General features: G+C 42.9%; 18 protein-coding genes. 5 read left to right on the top strand and 13 right to left on the bottom strand.

Going from position 1 to position 18198, the window contains the following annotated elements:
* Positions 1-18: 18 nt before the first annotated feature.
* From ybeD to lipA, 3 genes are all read left to right on the top strand, one after another.
* On the top strand, positions 19-297 hold the full coding sequence (gene ybeD / locus OCT63_RS14270; RefSeq protein WP_026084358.1) for a DUF493 family protein YbeD: 279 nt from the start codon (positions 19-21) through the stop codon (positions 295-297).
* Between the two features lie 195 nt (positions 298-492).
* On the top strand, positions 493-1152 hold the full coding sequence (gene lipB, locus OCT63_RS14265) for a lipoyl(octanoyl) transferase LipB (protein ID WP_017056781.1): 660 nt from the start codon (positions 493-495) through the stop codon (positions 1150-1152).
* 4 nt (positions 1153-1156) lie between these two features.
* Positions 1157-2122: a lipoyl synthase gene (lipA, locus tag OCT63_RS14260; RefSeq protein WP_046224568.1), complete on the top strand. Its 966-nt coding sequence runs from the start codon at positions 1157-1159 to the stop codon at positions 2120-2122.
* Between the two features lie 158 nt (positions 2123-2280).
* Here lipA and OCT63_RS14255 read toward each other — a convergent pair whose 3' ends face one another.
* The 3 genes from OCT63_RS14255 to OCT63_RS14245 all read right to left on the bottom strand — a co-directional run bounded on the left by OCT63_RS14255 (position 2281) and on the right by OCT63_RS14245 (position 5239).
* Complete coding sequence (locus OCT63_RS14255; protein ID WP_161673122.1) at positions 2281-3642, bottom strand: sodium-dependent transporter; 1362 nt, start codon at positions 3640-3642, stop codon at positions 2281-2283.
* 281 nt (positions 3643-3923) lie between these two features.
* Entirely contained in the window at positions 3924-4682 is a 759-nt protein-coding gene (locus tag OCT63_RS14250) for a YggN family protein (RefSeq protein ID WP_269983921.1), read from the bottom strand.
* 83 nt (positions 4683-4765) lie between these two features.
* Positions 4766-5239, bottom strand: coding sequence for a GreA/GreB family elongation factor (locus OCT63_RS14245; protein ID WP_161673119.1), 474 nt, complete (start codon positions 5237-5239; stop codon positions 4766-4768).
* A 144-nt stretch (positions 5240-5383) separates the two neighbouring features.
* On the opposite strand from OCT63_RS14245, the gene OCT63_RS14240 reads away from it, so the two are divergent.
* Positions 5384-7318 (top strand): RecQ family ATP-dependent DNA helicase, encoded by a 1935-nt coding sequence (locus OCT63_RS14240; protein ID WP_269983920.1) that lies wholly within the window; start codon positions 5384-5386, stop codon positions 7316-7318.
* A 100-nt stretch (positions 7319-7418) separates the two neighbouring features.
* On the opposite strand, the gene dinB is transcribed toward OCT63_RS14240, so the two are convergent.
* The 10 genes from dinB to bolA all read right to left on the bottom strand — a co-directional run bounded on the left by dinB (position 7419) and on the right by bolA (position 16807).
* Positions 7419-8495: a DNA polymerase IV gene (gene dinB, locus OCT63_RS14235; RefSeq protein ID WP_161673115.1), complete on the bottom strand. Its 1077-nt coding sequence runs from the start codon at positions 8493-8495 to the stop codon at positions 7419-7421.
* 194 nt (positions 8496-8689) lie between these two features.
* Positions 8690-8944 (bottom strand): (Na+)-NQR maturation NqrM, encoded by a 255-nt coding sequence (gene nqrM, locus OCT63_RS14230; protein WP_004735214.1) that lies wholly within the window; start codon positions 8942-8944, stop codon positions 8690-8692.
* A 16-nt stretch (positions 8945-8960) separates the two neighbouring features.
* Positions 8961-9965: an FAD:protein FMN transferase gene (locus tag OCT63_RS14225; protein ID WP_060468456.1), complete on the bottom strand. Its 1005-nt coding sequence runs from the start codon at positions 9963-9965 to the stop codon at positions 8961-8963.
* 173 nt (positions 9966-10138) lie between these two features.
* Positions 10139-11365: an NADH:ubiquinone reductase (Na(+)-transporting) subunit F gene (gene nqrF / locus OCT63_RS14220; RefSeq protein ID WP_060468457.1), complete on the bottom strand. Its 1227-nt coding sequence runs from the start codon at positions 11363-11365 to the stop codon at positions 10139-10141.
* 29 nt (positions 11366-11394) lie between these two features.
* Positions 11395-11991 (bottom strand): NADH:ubiquinone reductase (Na(+)-transporting) subunit E, encoded by a 597-nt coding sequence (gene nqrE / locus OCT63_RS14215; protein ID WP_046224563.1) that lies wholly within the window; start codon positions 11989-11991, stop codon positions 11395-11397.
* A 7-nt stretch (positions 11992-11998) separates the two neighbouring features.
* Complete coding sequence (locus tag OCT63_RS14210) at positions 11999-12631, bottom strand: NADH:ubiquinone reductase (Na(+)-transporting) subunit D (protein ID WP_017056771.1); 633 nt, start codon at positions 12629-12631, stop codon at positions 11999-12001.
* The gene (locus OCT63_RS14205) at positions 12631-13398 is read right to left on the bottom strand and encodes a Na(+)-translocating NADH-quinone reductase subunit C (RefSeq protein WP_046224562.1); all 768 of its coding nucleotides are present in this window, start codon (positions 13396-13398) and stop codon (positions 12631-12633) included. The genes OCT63_RS14210 and OCT63_RS14205 overlap by 1 nt, the downstream gene beginning before the upstream one ends.
* Positions 13388-14632, bottom strand: a complete 1245-nt coding sequence (locus OCT63_RS14200) for an NADH:ubiquinone reductase (Na(+)-transporting) subunit B (RefSeq protein ID WP_269983919.1) — start codon at positions 14630-14632, stop codon at positions 13388-13390. Before OCT63_RS14200 ends, OCT63_RS14205 begins: the two co-directional genes overlap by 11 nt.
* Before the next feature lie 5 nt (positions 14633-14637).
* A complete protein-coding gene (locus OCT63_RS14195) occupies positions 14638-15978 on the bottom strand; it encodes a Na(+)-translocating NADH-quinone reductase subunit A (protein WP_032547916.1) in 1341 nt (446 codons plus the stop codon).
* Positions 15979-16495: 517 nt separating this feature from the next.
* Entirely contained in the window at positions 16496-16807 is a 312-nt protein-coding gene (gene bolA, locus OCT63_RS14190) for a transcriptional regulator BolA (RefSeq protein ID WP_017056767.1), read from the bottom strand.
* Positions 16808-16980: 173 nt separating this feature from the next.
* On the opposite strand from bolA, the gene OCT63_RS14185 reads away from it, so the two are divergent.
* Positions 16981-18132, top strand: coding sequence for a methyltransferase (locus OCT63_RS14185; protein WP_161673109.1), 1152 nt, complete (start codon positions 16981-16983; stop codon positions 18130-18132).
* Positions 18133-18198 lie beyond the last annotated feature (66 nt).

Genomic DNA, 18198 nt, shown 5'->3' with positions numbered 1-18198 from the left:
TCTAGCCTTTTGGAGCTAATCATGAACATCAATTCTGATGCAAAACTAAAAGACCTCTTAGAGTTCCCTTGTTCATTCACTTACAAGGTAATGGGCCACGCTAAGCCAGAACTGACTGAGCTAGTGCTAGAAGTGATCCAGCGTCATGCTCCTGGTGACTACAGTCCAACGCTAAAACCGAGTGCGAAAGGTAACTACCACTCCGTTTCTATCAATATTACTGCGACATCAATCGAACAAGTAGAAACACTATATAAAGAACTGGGCGAGATCGAAATCGTTCGGATGGTTCTGTAGTTTTCGATTACGCATGAAAAACAGCGGCTTATTGCCGCTGTTTTTATTTAGAGCTTTCTATCAATGCCGAATTCATTCAACTTAATTTTAAATAAATACAAAGAAAGTTGAAAAACCTTGCAGTCCGTCTGTAGTTAGAATCATGTTTCGCGTTTATAATGCGTTCACTTTGTTAATCCTTGAGGGAGTGCTGATTTGCAAAATAAGCTAATTGTAAAAAAATTAGGTCGTCAGGATTACGAACCTGTATGGAAAGCCATGCATAAGTTCACAGACGAACGCACAGAAGAAGATGTAGACCAAGTTTGGTTAGTTGAACACAACCCTGTCTTCACTCAAGGACAAGCAGGTAAAGCTGAGCATGTATTAAATGCTGGTGATATCCCTGTGGTACAAAGCGATCGCGGTGGCCAAGTGACTTATCATGGCCCGGGTCAGTTAGTCGCTTACTTTTTGATTAATATCCGCCGCAAGAAATTCGGAGTACGTGATTTGGTGACTCATATCGAGAACCTCGTAATCAATACTATGAAAGCTTACAATATAGATTCAGCTGCCCGACCTGACGCTCCTGGTGTTTATGTCGATGGCAAGAAGATCTGTTCACTCGGATTACGCATTCGACGCGGCTGCTCCTTCCACGGGCTAGCACTCAACGTTAATATGGATCTGTCTCCTTTCCTACGCATTAATCCATGTGGTTACCAAGGTATGGAAATGGCACAAGTAAGCCAACTCGGTGGACCAAGTGAATTAGAAAACGTTGAGCAACAGTTAATACAAGAGCTTGTAGAATTACTCGATTATGACCAAGTAGACATTCAAGCCACCAGTAACATTACAGCAGAAGCATAAAATCATGAGCAAACCAATCCAAATGGAAAAAGGCGTTAAATATCGTGACGCTGACAAAATGGCATTAATTCCCGTAAAGAATATGCCTGCTGAACAGAAAGAAGTTCTACGCAAGCCTGACTGGATGAAGATTAAACTGCCTTCAGACAGCCATCGTATCCAAGAAATCAAATCTGCAATGCGCAAAAACAACCTACATTCAGTTTGTGAAGAAGCGTCTTGTCCTAACCTAGCCGAGTGCTTTAACCACGGTACGGCAACGTTTATGATTCTTGGCGCTATCTGTACTCGCCGCTGCCCGTTCTGTGATGTTGCCCATGGTCGCCCGGTTGCTCCTGAAGCAGAAGAGCCGAAGAAACTGGCTAAGACGATTAAAGACATGAAACTGAAGTACGTAGTAATCACTTCAGTTGACCGCGATGATCTACGTGATGGTGGCGCTCAGCACTTTGCTGACTGTAACCGTGAAATTCGTGAACAAAACCCAAATATTCGTATCGAAACACTGGTTCCTGACTTCCGTGGTCGTATGGACGTTGCACTTGATCTAATGAAAGACAACCCGCCAGATGTTTTCAACCACAACCTAGAGACAGCGCCACGTCTATACCGTAAAGCGCGCCCAGGTGCGAACTACAAGTGGTCTCTTGATCTACTGAAAAAATTCAAAGAGCAACACCCTGATATTCCAACAAAGTCAGGTGTAATGATGGGTCTTGGTGAGACTAAAGAAGAGATCGTTCAAGTACTGAAAGACCTTCGTGAACATGGTGTAACTATGCTGACACTAGGCCAATACCTAGCGCCAAGCCGTCACCACTTACCAGTAGAACGTTACGTGCCGCCTTCTGAGTTCGATGAACTAAAAGAGATTGCTCTTGAACTAGGCTTCACTCACGCCGCTTGTGGCCCGTTTGTACGTTCTTCTTACCATGCCGACTTGCAAGCTCAAGGTATGGAAATTAAGTAATCACATAGCTTAAACCAAAATTGAAAAGGCGCTGAACTGTATGTTCAGCGCCTTTTTTCTATCGAGTAAAACAAGCTTGTTCGACATAAAAACAACAAGGCCACTCAATAAGAGTGGCCTTGAACTACACGTCTAATGCTCTAGGCAGTAAATGGTTACTAACCGAAAGAAGCCCAAATAACCGTTGCCACTAAGATTGGGCATACGAACTTCACATACATTGGCCACACTTTACCAAACCAGCCAAGTTGAAAATCAGGACAGCCTTGCTCAAGCTCTTTCACTTTTGAAGCTCGGCTCCACACCCAGCCGCCAAACAGGCAGAACATCAGTGCTGCAATCGGTTGAAGGTATTGAGTCGCTATCATCGCAACCATGCCAAACATCGCAGCAAAGTTGTAAACAATCACCACACTGAACAATGCAATAGCACCACCAATCACCCAACTCGTTGCCGTTCGTCTGGTATTGAAACGCTCGCTCACTAGCGCTACAGGCCCTTCCAGCATCGAAATTGAAGAAGTAAGGGCTGCAATCGTTAGCAACAAGAAGAAGACAATTGCGAAGATCTGACCAAGTACACCTAAACTATCAAACATCAAAGGCAAAACCGTGAACACTAAAGTATCAGAACTTAACAACGAGCCATCTTCCGCATAGATTTGAACACCTTTTTGCATCGCGACAAACATTGCAGGCATTACGACCAAACCCGCAATAAAAGCAACCGCGGTATCAACCAAAGTAACGTTCATTGCCATTTTTGGCAGATTCTCTTTCTTGCTTAAGTAAGAACCATAAACCAACATTGAGCATCCACCAATGGTGAGCGAGAAGAATCCCTGTCCCATCGCTGCTAGAATCAGTTTTCTATCCCACACCTTTTCAAAGTTTGGCACTAAATAGTGCTTTAGGCCTTCCATCGCGCCAGCTTGCGTCATGATATAAACAAACAATAAACCGAACAACACAAACAGTGCAGGCATCAAACGCGTCGACCACTTCTCGATACCTTGCTTAACACCACCCTGTACAATCAGAATAGTCAGTACATAGAACGCCACGGTACCAAATACATTGCGCTCAACACTGAAACCTTTAAACCAATCCGCAATAATCTCTAGGCCAATCAGGTCAGCAACAGCACCGATCAGGAAACAGATCAACCACCCACCAACAATGCTATAGAAAGCTAATACTGCACTTGGGACACTTAGGCCAATCCAGCCGACAAATTCACCGACTTTTTTGCCTAAAGGTTTTTTAGTTAAAGAGCGCATGCTATCGACAGGGTTCGCTTGACCATGACGCCCAATCGCCATCTCAACCACCAGCATTGGAAAAGCAACCACGAAGATCATGAACAAATAGACTAAGAGAAAAGCGCCACCACCGTTACTGGCAACTTGGGTTGGGAAGCCCCAAATATTTCCCAAACCAACAGCGGCACCAGCCGCTGCTAAAATAAAACCCAAACGAGAGCTAAAATGCTCTCTTGAAGAGGAAGATTGTTGCTCCATATCTCTCACATCAAAATCAGCGAACTAGTTTAGAAGTACAATAATAAAAAGTAATGTTAGGCACAACCAATAAATGAATAATTCGCTAATTTTTATAGTTAATTCACTATTTAGAACCACCAAATTAACAGAAAGCCAGTTTTATTAATTTAAATACATCGAGAAAACCAAATAGCCCTCTACCTCAAAACTAACCAACACTAAAATAACCTTATCAACTCAATCCAATAGAAACAAAAAAAGCACCAATCGGTGCTCTTTTTATTCCTATCCACTTCAGGTTAGATCGTAAATACCTGATAATCTTTTAGGTTCGGAATGATGTCATGCAGCTCTTGCTCTTGTTCTGCCATCTCATCTAGAGAATCACAAAACTCAGCCGTTTCTTCTTCTACTTGTTGAGCATGCTCTTTCATTTTCTCTTCTACTGTGAGCTTTAATTCAGCCATACTATCAGCCAACTCGGTAAGATTTAATCCACCCTCTTGCTTCATTTTCTCTGACATCGCATTAAAAGCGCTAGAGATAAACTCTTGGTTAAAGATTTTCTTAGCCTTATCGAAATCTTCAGACCAACCATTGGCCATCGAGTCAAAACTATTAGCTGGCAGCACTAACTCACCGTCTTTATAATAACGAGCTTCTAGTTCAGCGAAGTACTCTTTCATGGAATTTTTTACATTATCAAAAGACTCAGGGGAATCGAGGCTAACCGCGATGTCATCAATAACGTCATTGGCTAGCGCTAGGCTATCGTTAGCCATTTGTTTCGCTCGTGGTAAATACTCACTCATGTTGTCACGGTATTTCTCTATCGCTGCTTGTTGATCAGCATCGAGTTCAACCTTTTCACCATGAATATAGAGATCATTATTGTTATCAAAGACAGCAGTATCACCATTCACTTGGTGGATTTCGACTTTTTGATCATCGATTCGTAATTCATTCTTCAAATCAACTCGACACTGAGCTGCAAACGTTGGCAAGCTCACAACAGCTATTGCAACTGTTAGTGATGCAATTAATACATTGTTTTTCATAACATCCTCTCATCAATCTGACAAAGAACTATACCCGTGATTTATAATTCTTTGTCAGAGAAACGTTTTATATCGAGCGTCATTCAATCGATAGACACAACTTCATAACAAAACAGTTTGTCAGCGACCTTAAACTCTATCTCATCACCAACTTCTTTGCCCATCAGAGCCTTACCAAAGGGTGCATTCACCGTAACGATAGCGATCTCATGATGATTCCACGTAACAGAAAGCCCTCCGACTCTCGGTCCAATGAAAAAGTGTTTATATTCATCATTTTCGTCAATAACCACAACATAGCTGCTTACTGTAATCTTTTCACTGTCACGTAATACTAGATTCCGATAGCACTGGATATCATCTTCACACTCTTGCACTCGCATCGCTTGACCATGGGCGAGATATGAAGCTTCTAGTGCCAATGTATCATACTTATGTTCTGGCACAGTTTCTTCATCGGTCGCAGCGTCAATAGCTCGTTGAGTAGCAGATTGTGCGATACGTAATCGGGATTCGAGTTGTTCTAAGATTATTTGTCGAAGCTCAGACTTATTCATACTTTTGGGGTGCTTTTCTATAGGAGCTACAGAATAGAATTAGGTACAATCAGGTGCAAGACATTTGATTCATTGAGCGACGCTATCACCAATAAGCGCTGCTTTAGCATCAGTACAACACTTAATAATTCAGGTAGAGCATAAATGATTGAGCAGAAGCTAAAACAAGTATTCGGATTCGATTCACTGCGTCATGGGCAAAAGCAAGTCATTGATAATGTTCTATCTGGTCATTCAACTGCCGCTATATTCCCGACGGGTTCAGGCAAGTCGCTTTGTTATCAATTACCAGCGTTGGAGTTACCTCATTTAACCTTAGTGATATCACCACTATTAGCGTTAATGAAAGATCAACTCAGCTTCTTACACGATAAAGGCATCAGCGCAGCCGCAATAGAATCAAGCCAAGACAGACAAACGACACAACAAGTCATGCAGTCAGTACGTAACGGTGACACCAAAATCCTAATGATCTCCGTTGAGCGACTGAAGAATGAACGATTTCGCCAATTTATCTCTCAAGTGCCAATCTCGTTACTTGTGGTCGATGAAGCACACTGTATTTCAGAGTGGGGCCATAACTTTAGACCAGACTACCTGAAGCTTCCCCAGTACCAAAAGCAGCTCAATATCCCTCAAGTACTTCTACTCACGGCAACTGCAACCACCACAGTGATCCACGATATGAAGTCTAAATTCGATATTGATGAAGAACGTGTTGTAGTTACAGGCTTTTATCGCCAAAACCTCGACCTGTCGATTCAACCTTGTGAACAAACCAGCAAGCTAGAAACCTTGTGTAATGTTGTTAACCAAGCATCTCAGGCGCCAACCATTGTTTATGTCACCCTTCAACAAACAGCAGAAATGGTCGCACAGCAGCTTCGTAATGCTGGCGTTAACGCCGTGGCTTATCACGCTGGTCTTAAGCCAGAAAACAGAGATGCAATTCAACACCAATTCATGAATGACGACGTGAACTGTATCGTGGCGACGATTGCCTTTGGCATGGGCGTCGACAAATCCAATATTCGCCGAGTTATTCACTTCGATCTCCCAAAATCGATAGAGAACTACTCGCAAGAGATAGGCAGAGCGGGACGAGATGGTCAGCCATCTGAATGTATTTTACTCGCTAACAAATATGGCCTAAGTACTCTAGAGAACTTCGTCTTTGGCGACACGCCAGACAACATAGCAATCCAAGCGGTATTGAAGGAGATCTACGAGAACCAGAAAATTGGTGCTTCTGGCGCAAACCAATGGGAAATCATGCTCAACCAACTATCACGTGAGTCCAACATTCGTCAGTTGCCATTAAAGACACTACTGGTGTACCTCGAAATTGAAGGGGTGATTGAGCCTAAATACAGCTACTTCGCTGATTACAAATTTAAGTTCATTCGTCCTAAGCAGCAGATCTCTGAACCATTCCAAGGGGAGCGTCGTAATTTCGTAGAAGCAATTTTCCAATGCTCGCCCCAAGCAAGAGTCTGGTGCCAAGTCGATTTCGACGCACTTTGGACACACTTCCAAGCGGATCGTCAGCGTGTTATCGCGGCTATCGATTACTTCAATGAACAAGGTTGGATCGAACTGGAAAGCAAGCAGATCACAGATGTCTACGCAATCCATAATACCTCTGAAGATATGATGCAACTATCTGAACGCCTAACTGAGCTATTTAAGGCAAAAGAGAGCAGTGAAATTAATCGCCTCGATCAGATGCTGAGCTTCTTTGAATCCGACACCTGTCTAAGCTCACGCCTTGCGAGTTACTTTGCCGACGACAAAGCCCCTACCAATTGTGGACACTGTTCAGTATGTCGCGGTCAAGTCGCAATATTACCCACTGTTGATGTTGAACCTATTGATGATGAGACGGTGATAACATGGATTCATGAGTTTATATCTAAGAGCCAACAATTGATTACCGACGAAGCCATTACTCGTTTTTTATGCGGAATCGCCACTCCGCTTTCAACTAAACTTAAAGCGAGCAAGATGAACGGTTACGGTAAGCTCGAACAACAACCATTCAGTGATACTTTAGCTCGAGTTAAACAGCTACCTAGGTAAGCCAAGTTCTTTTTCTTTGCTTTTAGAAAAAACCGATTAGGCTGTAAAGTCTAGTCGGTATCAAACAACACTTCTAAACCTAAAGTCTCAACGCCTTTCCTTAAAAGAAACTCAGCTGACGCATCTGGTCTTTCGGTTGTAACACCACACTCAAACCAAGTAAGCGTATTTCTCGTCCTTGTTGCCTTTTCAGTATTTCACTTAACAGTTCTTTGAAGTGTTCGCGATCAAGTGAAGCATGTATGTGCTCAATCGTGGTTTGCTGAAAATCAGCAAATTTGAGCTTAATACCTTGCTTGATGATCGCTTTGCTTGGGCTAGCCTTTTCTAAGCGAGTTTCAAGTTCAGGAAACAACTTGTCTTCAATCACATGCCAACATTCTGCGTAGGTCGATATGTTTTGAGTAAAGGTTCGCTCCACACCTACCGACTTTCTTTCACGCTCAATAATCACTTCTCGGTCATCAATACCATGGCTGCGCTTCCAAAGTGATGCACCTTGACGGCCAAACTTGAGCAGTAAGTCTCGATAGTCAGATTCTTTGATATCTTTACAAGTAAAGAAGCCAGCTTGATGTAACTTTTCAATGCTCACCTTGCCGACACCGGGAATGCTTTCGAGTGGTAACTGGTCGATCACCGCTTGCACGTCTTGCGGAGGGATAACAAACTGACCATTTGGCTTATTCATATCTGAAGCGACTTTCGCTAGGAACTTTATCGGAGCAATACCTGCAGAAGCCGTGAGGTTGAGTTCACTCCATATATCACGCCGAATCGATTCGGCGATCAGTGTTGCCGAACCATGGCACTTTTTCGACTCTGTAACATCAAGAAATGCTTCATCTAAAGAGAGAGGTTCAATCATCGAAGTGTATCGAGAAAAAATTTCTCGAATTTTTTTAGATATCTCGACATAAACCGACATCCTTCCTGGGACAACCAACAAGTTAGGGCAAAGCTGTAGCGCTTTCCCTGTGGGCATAGCAGAACGAACTCCAAACTTGCGAGCCTCATAGTTACACGTACTTAAAACGCCACGCTGCTTTTCATGACCACCTACAGCCAGTGGTCGATTTCGATAAGCAGGGTTATCACGCATTTCGACAGCCGCGTAAAAACAATCCATATCGACATGGATTATCTTTCTTATTTTATCTTCAACCACACTAGACATCTAAGAATAGCTCAACCTTACAACTGTATCTATAAACAGTATAGTATAGTAAATTATTACTAGGTTTAAAACGACCGAAATCCCACCCCAAAAAAGTTCACCACAACAAAAAAAGCTCAAGACAGTCGTCTTGAGCTTTTCATTCTAAATTCTCTGGAGGCGAGATAACTCTGCCCCCTAATAGCTATCATCAGTTAAGCGATACGATCTTTATTCCAAGACGCTTCTTTCTGTTGACGCTCTGCTAGTTTCTCTTCACGGTATGCTTCTCGTGCTTCACGCTTCTTACGCGCATCACAAGGTTCAGGGCAGTTACATACTTTATCAATACCAACAGCCCCCAAACCACCACAGCTACCTTTTACAACTTTCTTTTGGATAATGTAACCAATTGACATCGCTGCGATTACAGCAAGAAAAACACCAAATGTAATCAGAAATGTATTCATAATTCTCTCGCTTACCTTATTTACTTAAGTATGGCTTAAATGCTTCAGAAGCAATCTCTTTAAAGCCATCTGCTGTTTTAACCACCATGAACACAGGAATGTTATGTTGGTTTGCGATTTCCATTCCCTTAACCTCACCTAAGACCATAAGGCCAGTAGATAAGCCGTCTGCAGTCATTGAAGACGGGTCCAATACAGTTACAGAAACCACTTTATGATGAAGAGGCTTTCCTGTTTCTGGGTTGATGATGTGAGAATAACGAACACCATCACGCTCATAATAATTACGGTAGTCACCAGACGTGGCGATCGCCATATCACCCGGCTCAATGATCTCTTGAATAGTGCGCTCTTCAACACTTGGTTTCTCTATCGCAATACGCCAACCGACACTTTCACGATTTAGACCTTTCAGACGGATTTCACCACCTACTTCTACCATGTAATTATGAATACCAATTGAATCAAGGTAATCTGCGACCACATCCACGCCCCAACCTTTTGCAATGGTTGAAAGGTCAACATACAGGTTCGGTAAATCTTTAGTGAGCTTATTACCTTCAACGCTTAGGTGATGTATTCCAACCTTTGCTTGACGAGCAGCTAATTCTTCATCTGTTGGGACGACTTCAGGTCGCGCTTCAGGACCAAAGCCCCATAGATTAACTAATGGGCCAACCGTGACATCTAATGCACCTTCAGTAAGACCGTTCAAACGAATCGCTTCTTTCACAACAGTCGCAGTCTGTTCGGACACTTCGAATGCATCAGCAGCAAGGTGTTGATTAAAAAGGCTCAGTTCAGAGTCTTCACGGTAAGTCGACATCTGGTCGTTCACTTGTTCAAGTAAACGATCAACCTCAGTATGAACTTCGTTAGACTCAGGAAACTCATCACCATTGATGTATTTAATATTATAACTGGTACCCATTGTTGGGCCACTTAAATGCACTTGCTCTCTTGGCTGTTCACAGCCTGCTAGAAAAATTAAAGAAGTTAATGCAACAAGCCATATTTTCACTTGCTTACTCCAATCTAATGTTGAGGATTTATATAAGGAAAAATAAGAGAACAAATAGGTATTTTTAACACCTTACTCTTTCTTATATAAGCCGTTGTATTGTCAAAAGCCACCTTAGAAAAACAAATGGCTGACTCGTTGGAGTCAGCCATAATATCAATCACTTGAATGGATTAACCACCAAAGTCATCTAGTAGGATGTTTTCATCTTCTACGCCAAGATCTTTCAGCATGCCGATAACAGCCGCGTTCATCATTGGTGGACCACACATGTAGTACTCACAGTCTTCAGGAGCTTCATGATCCTTCAGGTAGTTTTCGTACAATACGTTATGGATGAAACCGGTATAACCGTCCCAGTTATCCTCTGGTTGAGGATCAGACAGTGCACAGTGCCACACGAAGTTTTCATTCGCAGCCGCTAGGCCGTCGAAATCTTCAATGTAGAACATCTCACGCTTAGAACGCGCACCGTACCAGAAAGACATCTTACGGCTCGACTTAAGACGCTTAAGCTGGTCGAAGATATGTGAACGCATTGGCGCCATACCTGCACCACCACCGATGAAGACCATTTCATTGTCTGTATCTTTAGCAAAGAACTCACCAAATGGACCAGAAATAGTACATTTGTCGCCTTCTTTAAGAGACCAGATGTATGAAGACATCACACCAGGAGCTACGTCAGGGTTGTTTGGCGGCGGAGTCGCGATACGCACGTTAAGCTTGATGATGCCTTTCTCTTCTGGGTATGAAGCCATAGAGTAAGCACGGATCGAATGCTCTTTAACGATAGACTCATAACGGAACAAGTTAAACTTATCCCAGTCACCACGGTATTCCTCAGGAATATCGTAATCTGCGTATTTCACGTGATGTGGTTCAGCTTCAATCTGAATGTAACCACCCGCGCGGAACGGTACTTCTTCACCCTCAGGGATTGCAAGAGCCAGTTCTTTGATGAAAGTAGCTTCGTTGTTATTCGAGATAACAGTACATTCCCACTTTTTAACACCAAAGATATCTTCGTCTAGTTCAATCTCCATGTCGGTTTTCATAGCAACTTGACATGCAAGACGTTCGCCTTCGCGAGCTTCGCCTTTTGTGATGTGATCAAGTTCAGTTGGTAGGATGTCGCCACCGCCAGACTTAACTTTCACACGACACTGACCACAAGAGCCACCGCCGCCACAAGCAGAAGATACGAAAATACCAGCGCCAGCTAAGGCACTAAGTAGCTTGCTACCAGGTTGAGTAACGATCGCCTTTTCAGGATCGTCATTTACTGAAATAGTGATGTCACCTGATGGTACTAACTTAGACTTAGCGAAAAGAATCACTAGTACTAGAGCCAGTACAATAATGGTAAACATCGCTACGCCAAGAATAATACTAAACATTTGTTATTCCTTATTACTGGGTGCTTACCCTACAGTTGAACACCAGAGAAAGACATAAAGCCTAACGCCATCAGACCAACAGTAATGAACGTGATACCAAGGCCACGCAGACCTGGAGGTACGTCAGAGTACTTCATCTTCTCACGGATACCCGCAAGAGCAACGATAGCTAACATCCAACCCACACCAGAACCGAAACCGTAAACAATAGATTCAGTAAAGTTGTAGTCACGAGTTACCATGAAAGATACACCACCAAAGATTGCACAGTTAACTGTGATCAATGGAAGGAAAATACCTAGTGCATTGTACAAAGGTGGGAAGAAACGGTCTAAAACCATCTCTAGAATTTGTACAAGCGCCGCGATAACACCGATGAACGCGATGAAGTTAAGGAAACTTAAATCGATACCTTCAACAAGCGCGTTTTCTTTTAGGATGTGTGTGTAAACAAGGTTGTTTACAGGAACAGCAATGGTAAGTACTACAACTACCGCCACACCAAGACCAAAAGAAGTTTTAACTTTCTTAGATACCGCTAGGAATGTACACATACCTAGGAAGAAAGAAAGCGCCATGTTTTCGATGAAAATCGATTTAACTAGCAGACTAATATAATGTTCCATGATTACCTTACCCCTTCGCTTCTACTTGTTCAGGTTTGAACACACGAATTGTCCAAATCAAGAAACCAATTAGGAAGAACGCAGAAGGTGCTAGAAGCATCAAGCCATTCGGCTGATACCAACCACCGTTACTCACTAGAGGTAGTACTTCCATACCAAATAGTTTGCCAGAGCCTAGAAGCTCACGGAAGAAACCAACAGTGATAAGAACGAAACCGTAACCAAGACCGTTGCCAAGACCATCGATTAAAGATGGGATTGGTGCAGACTTCATTGCGAATGCTTCAGCACGACCCATTACAATACAGTTCGTAATGATTAGGCCTACGAATACAGATAGCTGCTTAGAGATATCGTATAGGTATGCTTTAAGCACTTGGTCAACCACGATTACTAATGATGCGATAATTGCCATCTGAACGATGATACGTACACTGTTAGGAATGTGGTTACGGATCAAAGAAACGAAGAAGTTAGACAAAGCAGTAACAAACATTACCGCGATAGTCATAACAAATGCTGTTTCTAGTTTAGTGGTAACCGCAAGAGCAGAACACACACCAAGAACCTGTAGCGCGATTGGGTTGTTGTCCAACACAGGCGCTAATACGCTTTTTTTAATTTCTTTTGCACTAGACATTAGTTCAGACCTCCGTCACGAACTTTTGCTAGGAAAGGACCAAAGCCCATTTCACCTAACCAGAAGTCAAATGTATGTTGAACACCAACACTAGTCAGTGTTGCACCAGAAAGTCCATCTACACCGTGCTCTGAACCTTGAGGAGCGCCACCTTTAACTACCTTAATCGCTGGTTTGTGGTTTTCGTCGAATAATTTCTTACCAACGAACTGATCACGCCAAGTTGGGTTCTCAACTTCACCACCAAGTCCAGGAGTTTCACCTTGCTCGTAGTATGTGATGCCAGCCACAGTGTTACCATCTGTTTCTACCGCAACGAATGCGTACATCATTGACCAAAGGCCATTACCGTGAATAGGAATGATAACTTTAGAAGTTTCAGTGCCATCTTTCACTAGGTACACTGTAGCAGTGTTCGCACGGCGAATAATCTTCGCGATGTCATCGTCAGCTGAAAGCTTGATTGATTGAGCTGGATCTTTTGCTGCTTTACGTTGATTGTATTCAGCAGCATCGCCTTCAACAAAGTCGCCAGTAGCCAAATCAACTAAACGAGGTTCAATATTATCGGCGTACAGTGCTGGAATATCACCCGCAAGTTCAATGCCTGCAACTTCCAGGATCTTAGTTTGCTTATCCAGAACTGCGTTAGCTTCTTGTTTAGGTTTAAGAACAACTGCAGCTGTTGAAACGATGATTGAGCACACAAGGCTCAATGCGATAACAACAAACAGCGTCTTTTTAATGCTATCGTTATTACTTGCCATAGCGCGCTAGTCTCCGCTTAATGTTCTTCTCGATTACAACGTGGTCAAACAGAGGGGCAAATAGGTTTGCGAATAGAATCGCAAGCATCATGCCTTCTGGGTATGCAGGGTTAACTACACGGATCATTACACAAATTGCGCCGATTAAGATGCCGTACCACCACTTACCTTTGTTGGTAAATGAAGCTGATACTGGGTCTGTCGCCATGAAGAACATACCAAACGCGAAGCCACCTAGAACTAAGTGCCAGTGCCAAGGCATGCTGAACATCGCATTTGTCTCAGAACCGAGCACGTTGAACAGAGTAGATACAGCGATCATACCAATCATCACACCAACAATGATACGCCATGAAGCGATACGCATGTAAACGATCATCGCAGCACCAATCATAAGCGCCAGAGTCGATACTTCACCGATAGAACCTGGAATGTTACCAATGAATGCGTCCATCCAAGTGATTGCTTCACCAGATGTTACGTTCATTAGTGCGCTACCGCCGCCTTGAGCCCATTGGCTAAGCGCAGTTGCACCAGAGAAACCATCTGCAGCAGTCCAAACTACGTCACCTGAAATCTGTGCAGGGTATGCAAAGAATAGGAACGCACGGCCAGCAAGTGCAGGGTTCAGGAAGTTACGACCCGTGCCACCGAAGATCTCTTTCGCTACAACAACACCGAAGGTAATACCTAGTGCTGCTTGCCATAGAGGAAGAGTTGGCGGAACGATAAGCGCAAATAAGATAGAAGTAACAAAGAAACCTTCGTTGACTTCGTGCTTACGCACCATACAGAACAGAACTTCCCAGAAACCACCAACGATAAATACCGTTGCATAGATAGGTAGGAAGTATGTCGCACCAAGTAGCATCTTGCTGCCAACACCAGCATCGGGCCCTAAGGAGGCGCCAAGCATTTCGGTTAGCCAGTAGTGCCAGTTACCATCGATAACAGAAACTAATTCAGCGCCTGCGTACATATGGTTAAGTGCAGCGATAGCTTGGCCACCCGCGTTGTACATACCCCAGAACATTGCTGGGAATACCGCGAACCAAACCATGATCATGATACGTTTTAAATCAACGCTATCACGAACGTGTGAGCTTTTCTTTGTGATAAGACCTGGCGTGTAGAACACTGTCGCTGCTGCTTCGTAAAGCGCAAACCACTTCTCGTGTTTACCACCTGGCTCAAAATGATGCTCGATGTCTTCAAGAAACTTTTTAAGGCCCATGAAAATTACCCTTCCTTCTCAATCGTATCTAGGCATTCACGAAGTAGTTGACCGTACTCGTACTTGCCTGGACATACAAAGGTACACAATGCTACATCTTCTTCGTCTAGCTCTAGCGCACCTAGTGCTTGAGCACTATCAATATCGCCTGCACATAGATCACGCAGTAGCAATGTAGGTTCCATATCTAGAGGCATCACGCGCTCATAGTTACCAATTGGAACCATCGAACGATCACTGCCGTTTGTTGTCGTTGTCATATTGAACAACTGACCTGTAAACAGGTGACCAAGGAATGCACGAGTAACAGAGAACTTGTTCTTACCAGGCATAGCCCAGCCGAATAGCTCTTTATCACGACCTTCACGTAGAACAGAAACTTGCTGATGGTAACGACCAAGAAAAGCATGTGGACCTGTTGCTTTAGTACCCGTGAGTACAGAACCAGAAATCACACGAACTTCGCCTGGCATTAACTCACTGTCTGTTAACTCTTCAAGGCTAGCACCAATTAGAGTACGAACTAGACGTGGGTTGTTAACCACTGGGCCAGCCAGAGCAACAACACGCTCAGAATGAATCTCACCAGTAAGGAAAAGCTTACCGAATGCGATAACATCTTGGTAGTTAATGCTCCACGCTACATTTTGTGCATTTACCGGGTAAAGGTAATGCATATGCGTGCCTGCAAGACCTGCAGGGTGTGGGCCATCAAAAACATGTTCTTCAACGTTAGACTGAGCAGAACGAGGCAAGCTAGTGCCTTTTTTACAAACGTACACTTTGCCGTTAGTCAATGTTGAAAGAAGATCTAAACCAGCAACGAAAGCATCAGACTGCTCGTTAATGATTAATTCTGGCTCAGCTGCTAACGGATTCGTATCCATAGCAGTTACAAAAATAGCCTGAGTTTCAGAATCAATGGCTGGAACCTTGCTGAACGGACGAGTTCGCAAAGCGGTCCATGCGCCAGACTCAACTAACTGAGTTTTAACCGTTTCACGGTCAAGACCTGCTAGTTGGTTGGCTTCATAGTTATTGAACGTGATTTGCTCATTGCCTGCTATTTCAATCACTACTGATTGAAGAACACGCTTAGCACCACGGTTCACTTCAATAACTTTACCGCTTGCTGGAGAAGTAAATACAACACCTGGGTTCTTTTTATCTGCAAAAAGAACTTGGCCTTTCTTCACTTCATCACCAACGCGAGCATGCATCGTAGGACGCATACCAACGTACTCTTCGCCAAGCAAGGCGACTTTAGTGATGGACTTACCATCATTAATCACCTGGGATGGAGTTCCTGCAATAGGAAGGTCCAAACCCTTATTTATTGTAATCATACGCACTTGCACTACTTTATCGGGAAAAAGATTCTTTTAATTGCGTAAATTCGGGACGTTTTAAATCGCCCTTAGACACGACATTACTGTGTCCGGTTTTGGTAAATTTGAGACACCAAAATCGCAACATTATCTTAATAAACTCATCACATAAATCATGTGAGATTTATCAGGTGCCGTATACTAGCATTTTTTGATAACTTGATGCCATGACCAATAACTTGAATACGGCCTTTATTTGGTGAGATTTGAAGCATATGGACTCTCAAATATGTATAAATTTGACGGGCCGCACAGATAAAATGGCTTTTGAATCATGTTTTAAACAAGAGATTAATACTCTGTCACAAACTCATATTTTACGAACTATGTTGAAACACTGTTAATAAAAACATTACTCATTGTAGGTATTTTTAGCCGTTCGATTTACCATCAATTTGAGTGATATAACAACGAAAAACAGAGATATTTGACAACAAAAAAGGCGGTATTGCCGCCTCTTTTGTATAGATAAGTTCTATGACTTACCACCACCCATACACATTGGGCTATCTGGCACGTTATCTAGCTGCTTCATCCATTCATCTTTTGTATAAGTGTGAATGGACAGGGCGTGAATATTATTCGCTAGCTCTTCTGAAAGTACTTTATTGACCGCTCGATGACGAGCAATAAGACGCAAACCTTCAAACACATCGCTGACAACAATCACTTTAAAATGACTTTCAGAACCAGCCGGAACATTGTGCATATAGCTCTCATTCACCACGTTTAAATGACTTGGTGAAAACTCATTGTGCAATTTTGTTTCGATAACTTCTTGGATCATTGTGATTCCTTAGTAACGTATTGGCATTATATGTTGCTGAGTATAAACCTTAACGGGTCGACTGTCTGAGTATTTCATTGCGAACCACTCCGGTTTAGTGGAGTTTTTTCTATCTTGTTTAGCCTGCATTTGAGACAATATCTTTGTTATTTCTTATATAAGCACCTCAAGCAATGAAAACCGAACTTACCCTTCACGATAGAACTTTGACCTTACATCGTTTCCCTAAACGTTCAAATGAAACCCTTCAAGCTTGGGATGCGGGCGACGAATACCTGCTCAGTCATGTTGAAGAGATGAACCTTGAACCGGGCAAACACATACTGATCATGAACGACAGCTTTGGTGCTCTATCTGCTTGGTTCTCGAAAGATCATGATGTCACCATGATGAGCGACTCATTTATCTCTCATCGCGGTGCGCTAAAAAATTTACAGCGAAATCAATGTAATCGAGTCAACTTTTTAAACACAATGGATGCTATCCCACACGGTATCGATCTTGTGATCATGCAGCTACCAAAAACCAACCGCCACCTTGTATGGCAGTTAAGTCAGTTACGCCAAGCACTGCCTGAAGGCTGCCAAGTGATCGGTGTCAACAAAGTAAAAGAGATCCACACCTCTACACTTAACCTTTTCGAAAAATACCTAGGCGAGACCAAAACCTCATTAGCGAAGAAAAAGCACCGCTTGGTTTTCTCTTCTCCAAATTGCCAACCGATTCAAACTGTTGAGCCGTTTGTTGAGTGGGATGTAGACGGTGAAGATATCCGCCTGAAAAATTTACCGAATGTTTACTCAGGGGAAGCACTCGATCAAGGCGCTCGCTATATGCTAGAGCACATACCTCAAGATCCTGAGCTACGTCATATTATCGACCTAGGCTGTGGCAACGGTGTATTGAGTGTAAAAGCAGGACAATTGAACCCACAAGCTCGTATCACCTGCGTTGATGAGAGTTTTATGGCCGTTGAATCAGCACGACAAAACGTCAAGGATAACCTTGGTGAAGAAGGTAACTTCCAATTCATTGCTAACAACTGTTTAGATGGCTTTAAGAAAAACAGCACCTACTTGGTGATGTGTAACCCTCCGTTCCATCAACAACAAGCGATTACTGATCACATTGCATGGCAAATGTTCTGTGATGCGAAGCATGTTCTTAGCAATGGCGGAAAATTAATTGTTATTGGTAACCGACACCTCGGATACGATGTAAAACTCGCAAGATTATTTGGTGAAGCGAACGTTGAAACGCTTGAACTAAACCAAAAATTTGAGATATTACAGGCAACAAGAGAACCTGCTAATTTTAATAAATAAGCAGAAACGACTTCACAAAAATTTAAAATACCGAGCTTCTGGTGTGAATTTAGAAAGGATAAAGGA

The sequence above is a fragment of the Vibrio sp. RW genome, from assembly GCF_027587105.1.
Classification (GTDB): domain Bacteria; phylum Pseudomonadota; class Gammaproteobacteria; order Enterobacterales; family Vibrionaceae; genus Vibrio; species Vibrio toranzoniae.
This window is presented reverse-complemented; position numbering and strand designations above follow the sequence as displayed.